Source organism: Desulfurococcus mucosus DSM 2162, from assembly GCF_000186365.1.
Taxonomy (GTDB): domain Archaea; phylum Thermoproteota; class Thermoprotei_A; order Sulfolobales; family Desulfurococcaceae; genus Desulfurococcus; species Desulfurococcus mucosus.
In genome coordinates this window covers 107,212-119,988 of sequence record NC_014961.1, presented here as the reverse complement: position 1 = coordinate 119,988, position 12,777 = coordinate 107,212, and the positions used below count along the sequence as shown (strand labels likewise).

Sequence of the window (12,777 nt, the reverse complement as noted above, 5' to 3'; positions counted from 1 at the left end):
CATGGACACACCTCTACTACTTGCCAACAATACTAGCGTAGGCCTCATCCAACTGCTGGTCGACAACGCTGAGTGTCTCTGCCACAGCCTGATCGACTGTTTTACCGGACTGTAATGCCTCACTGTACTTCCCCAGTATAGCGTTAATGTATGTTCCGACATTCCACACTTTATCCATCATCGGATCCTTTGGCATGGGTACACTCCTCATGAGCTGCGTGAGGAAGCCGTAGACTATTGGATACTTGTCCTTATTCTCCTGGATATATGTTATCATCGTGTTCTTCACCGGCACATAGTTGTTCTTGTCCACCAATATCTTCAACGCATTATCATTCAATGCAACATATAGTGTGAAGAGGACCGAAGCATAGAGGCGCTCCCTGCCGCCCACATTAGCCATCAGGGTAATATAAATCCCCCTATATCCGCTGAACGGCTTAGGCACCTTGTCACCTATGTTTGGTAGAGGCGCGATCGCTATGTTGCTGAGTCCAAGTGACTTGTTTATTGTTGCAATGTTCCAGGGCCCAGTAATCATCATTGGTGTCTTCCCGTTCAGGAAGAGGTTTGTCTGGTAGGTTAGCCCTAAGTCCGATACATCCACATATGGTAGGACGTTCTGTATATAGAATTTTATTCCCTGCTTAGTGCCAGTCGAGTTCACACCTATGCTCTTAGTGGCTTCATCATAGTAGTAGCCTCCGAAAGCCGTGACGAATGGATATAAGTGGTATGGGTCAGCCTGATATGAGAGACCATAGCTACCCGTGTTCCTGTTCGTGAAGGACTTCATTACCTGAAGCATCTCGTCAAAGGATGCCGGCGGGTTTGGTACAAGATTCTTATTGACTATCAGTGCAATAGTTTCACCAGCGTAGGGTAACCCATATGTTTTCAGGTTGTATGTTACAGCGGAGAGAGCTATGGGCAGCAGGTTTGGCGCAATGTCATTTATGATGGTGTCGGAGCTGAGAACCTCTTCCAGTGGAAGTATGTAGCCTTTATCAGCGAAACTCCCTATCCAGTCGTGCGCCCATGTGAAGAGGTCGGGAACCTTGCCTATGTAGTTGCTTCTCTGCTCAGGAGACAACGTGGCTATCGCACTAATCTGGCTCTTTAACACGTCCATTCCCGAGTACGCTACCTCAACCACCTCTATGCCTGGGTACTCGTTCTTAAACATGCTTATTATGTCCTGGAACGCCTTACGCTCGTTCTCCGTTAAAGCATGGCCGAAGTATATCTTGACACTGACCCGCCCAGCCTTCGCGTCTTCAACGAACTGCTTGAACTCGCTTGATACATGGATGACGGTGCTGCCTATGACTATCGTGTTTCCAGCGGGCGTGGTAGTCGTTGTTGTCGCGGTGGTAGTTGTTGTACCAGTAGTGGTTGTCGTTGTAAGAGGCGGTGTTGTTGTCGTCGAGGACTGCGAGGATGAGAGCCACTGCATCGCGATGAAGACTCCGGCGACAGCTACAATGATGAGGAAGACGAGTATCAGGGCTTGCGTCTTCGTGAGGGCCTGGCTCATACACACACCCGTTATAAAATTTACAGTGGCCCCACTTATAAAACTGTCCCTGATCTTCCAACAAGCAGGCAACCACAGCACTAATCACACGTGTTTTTAACGCCACATGAATAGATGATGAGCTACATGGGGGTGCTTATGGAGAGCGTCGCAAACGGCTTCAGGGAGTTGAGGAATGTATTAAGCGGGAACGTGCTAGTCATGGCTATATCATGGTTCCTCTATGGTTTAAGCGGTGCCCTTGTACAGCCCTTCTTCTCACTCTACGCTAAGAGCCTTGGGGCAGGAGACCTGGAGATCGCCGTGGTAAAATCCATTGGCATGGTTGTCCTAGGGGTTTTCACAGTCGTAGGGGGGCTTCTAACGGATCGTGTAGGGAGAGTTAAGATGATTCTTGCTGGAACACTACTAGTTTCACTGACGCAGTTCGCCTATGCACTAGTGGGGTCCTGGAGCCAGCTCGCCGTCGTATGGGTGATAGATGAAGCCGCACACTTCTACCAGCCCGCGCTGACGGCAATAATCATGGATTCCATTCCATCGAGGAAGGAGCTCAAGGGTTTCATAGCGTTAAACGTGTTTCCAAGTATACCATGGCTATTCATGCCTGTAATCGGGGGGAGACTATACGATATCTATGGTGTGCAAGGCATCAGGTACGGGTTCCTGGTCTCCGGTGTACTGAGCTTGATGGTGCTTCTTCTAAGGGCACGGGCCCTGAAGGAGACCCTCACCGTGGCTAACAGGGGAGGCTTCAACCTGGTGAAGGATCTCACCGAGTTATTCAGGTTTAAAATGATGAAGCACGTCATCCTCATCTACTTGTTCACAGGCTTTATAGCGCCGCTTGCATCATCAGTATGGAACACCTATGGCTCCATATACTCTGTCAGGATACTAGGTGTCTCGAACACCGAGTGGGGTATTGTAAGCACGGTGGGCACGGCCTCCTCGATCATTGCATCGCTGATACTGGCATCCGTGATCAGTGAAAACTATGTTGCAGTAATGGTTACAACAAGTGTTCTCTCAGCTGCATCATACCTGTTCTTCGCCTCCCCTACGCTGATGGGGGTGAGCCCGATGACTGCTCTGGTAGCCGGCAGTGTGAGTGGGGCTATAGGTGGAGCCCTCATGGGACCGGTGATTTCCGCAATGCTTACAAGGATACTCCCAGTAGAGCTCCGTGGAAGAGCTGCAGGCATCCAGAGATTCATTGAAAACATGGGTTGGGCTCTTGCAAGCTACATCGGTGGATTACTCTACGTGTGGCTTGGCGCCGTGGGAAGCCTGCTGGCTTCAAGCGTTCTCAGCGTGGCAGCATTCATATATCTCTACCTGGTCTTCAGGAGTCTGAGAACCCTTCTCAACTAATGGGTTGTGTCCGTGGGGCATGTTCAGTACTCAAGACCGTCTTCATCGCCTAGGCTCCGCTCACCCGAGTTCATCACTTCCTACCAGTATCCGTGTAGAGCTTCTCCCCTTCCTCTCTAGCATATGGACACAGCCTCCTGAACACGCAGTACTCGCATTCCCACTCGTATCGCGGGTGGACTAGGTTGCCCAACGTGTTCCTGACTAGGCCAGTTACGTCGACTCTTTCCCGTGGAATAACGTATTCCACTATCTTATCGCTTGTAACATACACCAGGATCCCTGATTCGACATCCATGATGTTCAGGTATATATTCAACTGTTCAACATGGTGTGGCTTAGGAATGCCTCTAGAGGTCCTGGAGCTCTTTATTTCAACCACGGTTCTAGTACCGGGATTATAGGCGTCAACCCTTCCTTTAACAATGTACCTGGCTCCATCTATCTCCACTGGTACTTCAACGCTTTTCTCAACCTCGTAGCCCTCGCCCTTCAACACCTCCTCTAACCCTTTATGGAGGAGCTCCCCTAGAACCATGGAGGGCTCGAAGCCTATTGTCAGCTCCGGGTACTTTCTCCTCATGTGGTACTTGTGGCTGCATGCAACTAGATCCGTTACATATATTGTGCTACCGTCCCTCAACTCACCCATCCTAGCCATGTGCTCCCCTATGACACGCCTGTAGAGGGCCTCTGTAACCAGTGATGACGCCCTATACATTCAGCCCACCCAGGGGTCTACTTTACGCATCCACAGCCACCCCTGAGGCAACCGCTTGCCCGGGGAGGCCATCGTAGATGAAATCCCGCGATACAAGTATTGCTTCACTCACTTAAATCCCTCACGGCACACATGCGTTGAGCCATAGCCTAGAGGTAGTCAAGTAGGGAAAGAACCCTGCTCATCAATACACCTCCCTGTCTCTAAGCATATCTCGAGGTATGTTTCCTTAACCATCACTGTTACATTGGAGAGTCCCCTTAGTAAGTCTTGCAGGGCTTTCACGGCATCAGGCTTCTTTAACTCTACCTCGAGGAAGAAGCCGACACCCATGAGCTCGTCTATAGTTGCCTCCAAGCCATCCTTATGGAAGATGAACCGCTTCTTTGTGAAGGATGCTAGCTTGGGGAAGCCAATGTATTCCAGGAGCTTGACCATGCTGTGTATCTCACCGGGCTGAAGCCTTGCCTCCACCTCCATTCTCGCTTTGAGCACTCCTTCCCTGCTGATCCTCGGCCCCTTATAGGTTAAGACCAAGTGTTCACCGCTGTTCCTGCACGACCTGTAGCGTAACCTCACGGCTTCATCGCTCAGCGATAGATCCCTGCATGGATGCTTGAAGTATATGTCTCTTTCAACGCATTCGTCAACCTTTATGAAGCCGTGGCTCAACAAGTTTTCCTCAACGATGCCTGGATCCCCGGTTATCCTTAACTTGACCTCTGTTTCCACCTGCAACCCATGTGACACGGCCCGCAGCCTCCTCAATACACATGTTTCTCAACCCAGCTAATTATGCTAATGGCTCTCTCCAAGTTAACCCGGCGGACAACACGGTGAACCGTCCTAGCAGGCTTATATCCTGCGGCAACACCCTTCAACCCTTTGATGAATGCTGCCACACCTTTGTCTAGGCCGCTTGAATACCCGCCTTCTAAAACCACCACTGTTGGAACCCCGAGGCCCCTGATCATCTCTCCCAGCCTATGAAAGGTGTACTCGGTGAGAACTAGATCCGTTAACCCATCGCCCCTGAAGCCGTCGAACCCTGCTGACACCACGAAGGCCTCTGGATTATATCTCTCAATGACCCTCCACACTGCCTCCAAGACCTCCACGTAGGAGTCATCGCCGGTACCGGGCTCCAGTGGAATCCCTACTTTGAAGCCGTAGCCCTCCCCGGATCCAACTGAACCGGGTAGCAAGGGGAACACAGGTATTGTACGGGTATCCTGATGAAGGTCCACTTGGAGTACTCTTGCACCGTAGAGTATCTCCATGGAGCCGTTCCCGTAGTGCGCGTCGAAGTCTAATACAGCTACTTTCCCCAACCCTCTATCCATGAATCCCTTCACGGCTGCTACGGCATTGTTGAATATGCAGAATCCCTGGGTGCGTGCACCTGTAGCCCTCCCCCTCACCCCTGCATGGTGGCCCGGCGGCCTCGCTATGTAGAAGACCACCCCGTTGCCTTGTTGCAGGGCAAGTCTATATGACTCACCAAGTGTTTCCAATGCTAGCTCCACGCTATCCTTGGAGATATAGGTGTCTTCATCTATATTCAATGGTGCTCTACCAGCCATCTCCAGTATCTTCCCAACATAGCTCCTACTATGTATCCTCGTGGCGATCTCAAGTGCCTCACGCGTATTCAGCACACTTGACTCCAGCCACTCGTAATCAATACTGCTTCTCCGGAGGCTTTCAACTATTCTTGGAATCCGCCCCGGGTTCTCCGGGTGATACCCCACCGGCCTATGCATGTATGCTGACCTAGCTGATACTATCACCCTAACCATCCGACCTCCTCCCCGCCCTAAAGGAGTGAGGTTTCCCCGTTTAGGGGGTTCACTGGTCCCCCGCATCCCCCCAGGTTTACATCTGTAAACCCATTCACCCGGCTTCCCAGGGATCTTCGGTGGCTGGTTGGGCTATGATGAATAATATATTGCATGGTGGAGTTTATCCACCAGGTCCTGCTTCTCGAGATCCTTCGGCAGCCTCACGATGGCTAGGTTGGGGTGGCCTGCTATATCTAAGGCTATCCCCTCTCCTACAAGGTATTTCGCTATCCTGTATGCTCTTCCATGCGATGCCTTTATCACCAGGAGGAAGTACTCCCTGTTGGTTCCAGCTAAGAGTATTACAGGTGCCTTAAGTATCGTTGAAAGCTTCGACGCTAATGCTGTAACCCCTCTTTTCTTCCACTTGTTCCTCGCGTCAATGAAGCGGAAGTCCCCTATCTTGATTGCGCCAACCGCGAGTTCAACGGCCTTCTCAGCTACCTCCTTATCCCTCTCCTCTATGACTGCTTTAACCTTGCTCCAGAGGGCTTCGTCAAGTGGCATCGGCATAGGGGTTGGCGTGGCAAGCCAGTCAACGATCTTGGACCAGAGTGCCTCATCCCTTACAACCGTGAGGGCTTTCGAGAACATCTTGGTTAGCTCGAATAGCTTCATGTATTGATCGGGCACTCTTCTCCCAGTATCCATGTATTTGACGACTTCAACAAAGCTCCGCAGCCTCTGGTGAACACTTATACCTCTCCTATTCAGCTCCTCTAGTACGAGCCCTGCTGTAGGCATCCTGTGATCGATGAGCGCCACGTCAACTATGCTCTGCAGCTCCTTCGCCTTCTGGAGGCTTGTGACATGGTGGTCGACGAATATTATCTTTGAAACCCCGAAGTGGTTCCTCATCATCTTAATGGCGTTACCGAGGTGCTCACTGTACGGTATGTCGAGGAATACTGCTACATCGTATCCCCCCTTGAAGTTAGCCAGGAAGTACTTAGCCCTATCCGGGTCCAGAGGAGTCTTGTCAACCACCGCCTTGGATTCTAAAGGGTATTGCCCGGCTTTCTCCTGACTGTACACTATGAGGGCTGCTGCAATAACGCCGTCTGCATCCCAGTCACCTGCCACGAACACTCTCTTCACGCTTCCAGACACAGTAAGCACCCCTCTCAGATGTAATGTATACCTCATACATGTCTTTTCAATAATTAAAACCTTAGTCCCCGGTGCCTAGAAACCTGTACACTTGTAGGATCCTCTGGAGGACCGTTGCAGCTGAAAGGATTGCAAGGATCAACAGGAGGATCTCAGCCAGGTGGATTGATGCATTGTAGAGTAGCAGTATCAATACGATCCCAAGGATCCTCTCAGGTCTCTCAATGAGCCCGATACCCATCAACTGTGCACCAAGGCTTTCACCGCGAGCCCTAACATAGCTTACCAGCATCGAGGATACGAGGAGCAGGACTATGTATGTTTGGTTGAATCCAAGGATGCTGAGAGACCATATCATTGCCGCGTCATTAACCCTGTCCACGGTTGAATCCAGAAAGGCTCCAAACCTACTCGTCCTGCCGGTTACCCGGGCAACCGTTCCATCAAGCGCGTCCAGCATGCTTGACGCAGCTATGAAAATAAGGTAGAGGAGGGTGTTAGAGGTGTACGCGAAGACAAATACACCTACCAGGAGCACCAGCATCGAGGAAACCGTAAGGGCGTGGGGCGATACACCTAGGAGTACAAGGGGTTTCGCCAGCCTCTCCATGACCAATACTATTCTCCCACGCAGCTTGTTCAGCAACCGCCTTCACCACATGCATGAATATGTTTCCTCATCATTGCTCAACGGGTTTTTAGGGTTATACAGGCTCCTGGGAGTGCACCCATATACGCCACTACCTCATCTCCCACGTATGCCAAGCCGCAGGCTTCCTGGATCCCTGAGTAGAGGGATAAAAAGACCTGGATTGATCCCAGATAACGGGTGCCAGTAGTATGAGTGAGAGTGTTAGAGTATTGTTCAGCAACCTATGGTTTCCCGTGAAGACCGGTGTAGTCAAGGGATGCATCTTCATTGAAAAAGGGCGAATAGGGTTCATAGGGGAACACCCGGAGCCGGAGCACGAGCTAAGCGAGCTACAGTATGATTTCCAAGGATACGCGATGGCCCTCCACGGCTTCAGCACCATAGTGGACGTGGTGGAATACCCCTTGAGGAGGCTGAGGGTAGGCGATCTCTCAGTGCTCTCCAGGGACGAGTTGAAAACCGTGGCGGAGGTTGGGCTCATCAATGCTGTGTCAAACGGTATTACCATGCCGATAATACATAGCGACCACTCGGAGGCGGCTGTAGAAGCCGCTAGGGAACTCGGGGTCCCATTAATAGTCATACACGGGGGAGAAGCCCGGGTGCACGGAGGCATCCACAGCTTCACATTGAGGAACGGCAGGCTCTACGTTGACGACAAGCCCCTGGGACCCCTTGACGATGTCTTATGTAGCCCTCTCTCAACCCGCAGTACCTGTAGAATAATGGATTTAAGGAGCGCTGGATCCACGCCTCAACCGCTTGCAATCCTCCACAGTGCAGGAGTCGACGCGGCGAGACTATACAGGATTCTAACCGAGCCCTACAGGTTGATCGGGGCCGGAGAAGGATATGTCGACCGGGGTGAAACCGCGGATCTCCAGGTTGTCGACTTAAGGAACCCGGTGAAAGCGTCGATTATCAGGGGGGAGGAAGACTTCTGGTCGACGGCGTCACGTTTCACGAGCCCCGACCTCGTGCTGATCCATGGAGAGGTGGTGTACGAGAAAGGCGAGTACTTGATTAAGCCCCTGAGGAGTATAACCGGTATCCTTGGCAAGCTCGCCAACCGCCTCTCCCCCTAGGCAACCCAGGGCCGAGTGCCCTGTGGAAAAGTTATTAAGCCTTATATATGCCATGCTACTGAATATTGATTGATGCGGGCCCGTAGCTCAGCTTGGTGGAGCGCCCGGCTGATAACCGGGAGGACGCGGGTTCAAATCCCGCCGGGCCCATTAACATGTTTAACCGAGTAGAACGCCTCCACTATGTCCCTCAATGTTAATCCAGTCCGCTCCTCGAGCATCGTGAACCATTCGCGGTGCTTGCTGAAGGATAGTTCAAGCTCGTGGGGGTGCATAGCAGGGCACAGTATGCATCCCAGCCTGGTGAAGCCCTCATCGTAAAGCGGGTTTAACTCGACGCCCTCACTGATCAAGTATAGTTGGACAAGCAGCCTGCTCCAGTGCTTAATCGGTAACACCCTGATCACCCCTGGTATCAATGGATTCTCCCCTATTCTCGGCGTCGCAGCCCTCCCACTGCTCTCCCTGCTCCTGGCTCCCTCTATGACGAGTTTCACACCGTGCTCACTGTAGAACCTCCTCAGGGGTTCAAGCTTCAATATCCTTGTACACCACCTGTTTTCACGGGTGGGCAGCCCCCTGGAGGCTATCTCCGCAAGGGGATCGAGGCCGGATGACACCACATATGGGTTGACGCCAAGCCTCCCTAACACTCTCATAGAGTACTCTTTGACGCCGGGCAGATCCATCCCTGTATCAACGTAGACGACTATTAGTCTCCCGGGGTCTATGACCCTCCCAGCCAGCATCAGTGTAGCTGTGGAGTCTGCGCCGCCACTGTAAGATACAGCTATGCTGCCGGTCACCCTTCCAGTAGCTTTCTCAAGGAACACCGAGGCCTCTTCAACAGCCTCCTCAACTATATCCCTGTTCACGTCGACAACAATGCTACTGCTGGAGGCTTGCAGAGGTTTAAACCCCTTTGGCACTACATCCTTCACCTTGACTACTCTTCCATCTGCATCGATAACCCTGCCTACACCCACGTGTCTACCTAGGTCTAGGATAACCCATTTAGCACCATGGACATCCCCGGAGACCCTCACCTTCTTACCCTTCACCCTCCTCCCGCTTGACTCAGCCTCAACCACCTGTACTCCTGTACTGTGGAGTAAGCTGGCTAATCCACCGCTTGGGTGAAGCCTCCAACCCTCACCAAGCCTGTATTCTACTACGCCAAGCCTCACTCCATCTGCGAAAAGCTCGAGGGCTAATGCGGCATCAGGTGATGGTTTCGGGGCTCGGTGAACCACCATTACCTTTCCCTGAAGACTATAGGATGCATTGAATTCCCGTCTCACCATGTCTTCCACGAGCCTCCTTTCATATGACCCTGCTAACCAGTAGTCGTGTTTCATCCTCCACTTCCTGCAGTTTAGCCTCGGCGCATTCCTCCTCACATCCCAGCAAAGCCAGCCCTCATCCACTACTCGTCCACGATGCAAGGCTGTATCGCCTGCAGCAGTGTTCCAAACAGCTCTCTAGGCTGGACTCCCTATTATTGCTTGGGGAACCAGGATTCTACCGCATCGGCGTGTTGAGGAGTGTTCCCGGGCACGGTTTGGAAATATGTGGGTCGCCGCGTCAAGCAGGCTGCCCCATGGCTTGAGATGCATCATTCCTAAAGATTTATATCTCTAGATACCGTAGGTATCTACTGTGATGCATATGTATGGATGGTGGGGTAAGGTACTCTTAGTCGATTTAACGAGGATGAAGACGCGTGAAATAATCCTTGACCCCGAGACATATAGGTCGTACATAGGGGGCAGGGGCCTCGCTGTGAGACTCCTATGGGATCTCGTTCCACCGGGAGCAGACCCGCTTTCACCATATAATGCACTAGTAGTTGCATCAGGCCCGCTCTCAGGCCTACCCTTGCCGAGCAGTGGTAAACTAGTAGTCGCCTCTAAAAGCCCGTTGACAAACGGCTACGGCGACGGTAACATAGGCACCATGGCGAGCCACCATCTGAAGCACAGTGGTTTCGACGCGATCGTGGTGACAGGGGCGTCCCGTAAACCCGTCTACATATATGTTGAGAACGAAAAGGTCGAGGTGAGGAGTGCTGAACACCTCTGGGGGCTTGACACCTTCACAACGGAGGATAAACTGGTAAGGGAGCATGGAAGAAACATAGGTATATTGGAGATAGGGCCCGCCGGGGAACACATGGTGAAATACGCCACGGTGATTTCCCAGAAGGGGAGGAGCGGCGGGCGCCCCGGTATCGGTGCAGTAATGGGGAGTAAGAGGTTGAAGGCGATCGTGGTAAAGGGGACGAGGGAACCACCCATAGCCGACAAGAACTCTCTTCGAAGCATCTCGGAGGAGGCATATAGGAAGCTGCTTGAAAGCGAGGGATACGACTACTGGATTAGACAGGGCACCATGGCGACAATACAGTGGAGTCAGCAGAACAGCGTCTTACCAACCATGAACTATAGGGAAGGAGTCTGGGAACTCTATGAAACCATAAGCGGAGACCTAATGGAGAAGCTGAAGACCGATAGAAGGGGTTGCCCATACTGCAACATGCAGTGTGGAAACGTTATAGCAGATGATGCAGGCGAGGAAAGCGAGCTAGACTACGAGAACGTTGCGATGCTGGGCAGCAACATATTGCTAGAGGACCTTAGGAGGGTAGGGGAGGTAAACAAGATGGCTGACAAACTCGGCTTGGACACTATAAGCCTGGGGAACGCGATAGGATTCTACATGGAGGCGAGTGAGAGAGGACTGGTCAGGGAGAGACTGGAGTGGGGTGACTTCAAGGCTGTCCGAGAAATAGTAGTGGATACAGCATACAGGCGTGGACTAGGCGCATTCATAGCTGAGGGAGTAATGAGGATGTCGACCAGCCTCGGTGGCGAGGCATTGGATTTCGCTATGCATGTTAAGGGGCTCGAGGTGTCAGCTTACAACTGTCATACAACCCCTGGAATGGCTCTGGCATACGCAACTTCATCAATAGGTGCACACCATAAGGATGCATGGATCATAAGCTACGAGGTTAAAACAGACAGGACATCCTATAGCAGAGAGAAAGTGGAACGCCTCATCTTCCTGCAGAATATACGTGGCGGAATGTTCGAGTCCCTGACCACATGCAGGCTACCCTGGGTTGAACTAGGCCTCAACATCGAGTACTACCCGAAGATGCTGTCAGCGGTAACCGGGCTGGAATGGAGCATCAACGACATGCACACCGTAGCAGATAGAATATACACGTTGATAAGAGCGTTCTGGATACGCGAGCACTCAGGGTGGAGTCGCTCCATGGACTACCCGCCCGCAAGATGGTTCAAGCACCCGCTCACCAAGGGACCCTACGCAGGCCACCACCTGGATCCATTAAGATATGAGAAAATGCTTGAAGCATACTATGAAATGAGAGGCTGGAACGAGAACGGCATACCTAGAAGGGAAACCCTCCTGAAGCTCGGGCTAGACTTCACGATACCAATACTCGAGAAAATAGTTGAACTAGGCTGACACTGCGGATAAACCAGTCGAAGCCGCGATCACTAAAATAAATCAATAATCAATATTACTTTACTTTACTTATAGCTTTACAACCGAAAGCCTCGTCTTTCAAGGCGGGGTTGAAGGTTTATAAGTTTGTTTTTTATGTATGGGTAGTGGTGATGAGGAAAGGTATTTAGCGGTGAGGGGGCTGCAACCCCTCGTTCACGAGGGGTTGTTCCCGAGCAGAGATAACCAGATGGGGGGATCTCTGACCACCCCGACTGCCCCGCAGATGACAGATGTAGCCCCGAACAAATGCGGGGAACCAGTGAACCCCCTAGGGGAATCCTCGCCCTTTAGGGCGGAGAGGAGGTCAGAGGGGCCACAGCATGGAGGCATCCAGCCGTACTAGGCGAGCCAGAACGCTGAGGGGAAGGGTGATTGAAGGATTAGGCGAGGGATGCAGGTATATCAGCCTTTACCGTGACGCCATACGTAGGGCCCTCGGGATAGAACCATACCCCGGCACACTCAACATAGAGCTCATCGATCCACCGGTCTTCAACATTAACATGGGGGAAGCCATCAGGGTGGAGTCCCCTGGCCCAGAGTACGGTGACGTCTTAGCAGTGAAGGCGTGGATCAATAGTATCCCAGTATACATTATAAGGCCGGTTAAAACACGGCATCCAGCAAGCATCATAGAGGTGGTCTCACAGCATAATTTGAGGAGGAGCCTCGGCATCAGGACAGGAGACATCATTGAGATCCAGGTTGAGGAGGGATCACACGCCCCCAAGGACTGAAGCAACTGGTTCACCAGGGGTGGGCCCTCGGAGAAACTACTCGTCACCCTGCTCAGATTATCCGCTGCACCTCATAGGGCCTCGTGGAGCACTACTGGTTCACAGGAAATTAAATGTGCCGGGTAGTGAGCTACAATGGCTCATCACTCCTCAGGCCGCCCGTCGAATCCATCCCCGGCACAA

12 protein-coding genes and 1 tRNA gene are annotated in these 12,777 nt (G+C 52.0%); 6 read left to right on the top strand and 7 right to left on the bottom strand.

The annotated features are described in order from the left end of the window. Positions 1-16: 16 nt before the first annotated feature. Positions 17-1,537: an extracellular solute-binding protein gene (locus DESMU_RS00655; RefSeq protein ID WP_013561664.1), complete on the bottom strand. Its 1,521-nt coding sequence runs from the start codon at positions 1,535-1,537 to the stop codon at positions 17-19. A gap of 117 nt (positions 1,538-1,654) precedes the next feature. On the opposite strand from DESMU_RS00655, the gene DESMU_RS00650 reads away from it, so the two are divergent. Then, positions 1,655-2,911 (top strand): MFS transporter, encoded by a 1,257-nt coding sequence (locus DESMU_RS00650; RefSeq protein WP_245526450.1) that lies wholly within the window; start codon positions 1,655-1,657, stop codon positions 2,909-2,911. A gap of 73 nt (positions 2,912-2,984) precedes the next feature. Here DESMU_RS00650 and cas4 read toward each other — a convergent pair whose 3' ends face one another. The 5 genes from cas4 to pgsA all read right to left on the bottom strand — a co-directional run bounded on the left by cas4 (position 2,985) and on the right by pgsA (position 7,229). After that, positions 2,985-3,632, bottom strand: a complete 648-nt coding sequence (cas4, locus tag DESMU_RS00645) for a CRISPR-associated protein Cas4 (RefSeq protein WP_013561662.1) — start codon at positions 3,630-3,632, stop codon at positions 2,985-2,987. Between the two features lie 159 nt (positions 3,633-3,791). Beyond that, complete coding sequence (gene cyaB / locus DESMU_RS00640; protein ID WP_245526449.1) at positions 3,792-4,382, bottom strand: class IV adenylate cyclase; 591 nt, start codon at positions 4,380-4,382, stop codon at positions 3,792-3,794. 14 nt (positions 4,383-4,396) lie between these two features. Then, complete coding sequence (locus tag DESMU_RS00635) at positions 4,397-5,431, bottom strand: arginase family protein (protein ID WP_013561660.1); 1,035 nt, start codon at positions 5,429-5,431, stop codon at positions 4,397-4,399. Positions 5,432-5,563: 132 nt separating this feature from the next. Then, positions 5,564-6,583 carry a DHH family phosphoesterase gene (locus DESMU_RS00630; RefSeq protein WP_013561659.1) on the bottom strand — a complete coding sequence of 340 codons (1,020 nt, stop codon included), beginning with the start codon at positions 6,581-6,583 and terminating at the stop codon, positions 5,564-5,566. Positions 6,584-6,644: 61 nt separating this feature from the next. Further along, positions 6,645-7,229: an archaetidylinositol phosphate synthase gene (gene pgsA, locus DESMU_RS00625; protein ID WP_013561658.1), complete on the bottom strand. Its 585-nt coding sequence runs from the start codon at positions 7,227-7,229 to the stop codon at positions 6,645-6,647. A gap of 194 nt (positions 7,230-7,423) precedes the next feature. Between pgsA and DESMU_RS00620 the strand changes: the two genes are divergently transcribed. Both DESMU_RS00620 and DESMU_RS00615 read left to right on the top strand, forming a co-directional pair. Beyond that, entirely contained in the window at positions 7,424-8,320 is an 897-nt protein-coding gene (locus tag DESMU_RS00620) for a hypothetical protein (protein ID WP_013561657.1), read from the top strand. 76 nt (positions 8,321-8,396) lie between these two features. After that, positions 8,397-8,470: transfer RNA gene (locus tag DESMU_RS00615), tRNA-Ile, on the top strand. Here the strand turns inward: DESMU_RS00615 and DESMU_RS07015 are convergent. Continuing rightward, on the bottom strand, positions 8,452-9,765 hold the full coding sequence (locus DESMU_RS07015; protein ID WP_245526448.1) for a phosphoadenosine phosphosulfate reductase domain-containing protein: 1,314 nt from the start codon (positions 9,763-9,765) through the stop codon (positions 8,452-8,454). The two genes, DESMU_RS00615 and DESMU_RS07015, sit on opposite strands and share 19 nt — an antisense overlap. A 223-nt stretch (positions 9,766-9,988) precedes the next feature. Between DESMU_RS07015 and DESMU_RS00610 the strand changes: the two genes are divergently transcribed. The 3 genes from DESMU_RS00610 to DESMU_RS00600 all read left to right on the top strand — a co-directional run bounded on the left by DESMU_RS00610 (position 9,989) and on the right by DESMU_RS00600 (position 12,594). After that, positions 9,989-11,815 carry an aldehyde ferredoxin oxidoreductase family protein gene (locus DESMU_RS00610; RefSeq protein WP_013561655.1) on the top strand — a complete coding sequence of 609 codons (1,827 nt, stop codon included), beginning with the start codon at positions 9,989-9,991 and terminating at the stop codon, positions 11,813-11,815. A 139-nt stretch (positions 11,816-11,954) separates the two neighbouring features. Then, complete coding sequence (locus tag DESMU_RS07135) at positions 11,955-12,200, top strand: hypothetical protein (RefSeq protein WP_013561654.1); 246 nt, start codon at positions 11,955-11,957, stop codon at positions 12,198-12,200. Then, positions 12,178-12,594: a DUF120 domain-containing protein gene (locus tag DESMU_RS00600; RefSeq protein ID WP_013561653.1), complete on the top strand. Its 417-nt coding sequence runs from the start codon at positions 12,178-12,180 to the stop codon at positions 12,592-12,594. The genes DESMU_RS07135 and DESMU_RS00600 overlap by 23 nt, the downstream gene beginning before the upstream one ends. Positions 12,595-12,777: the final 183 nt, after the last annotated feature.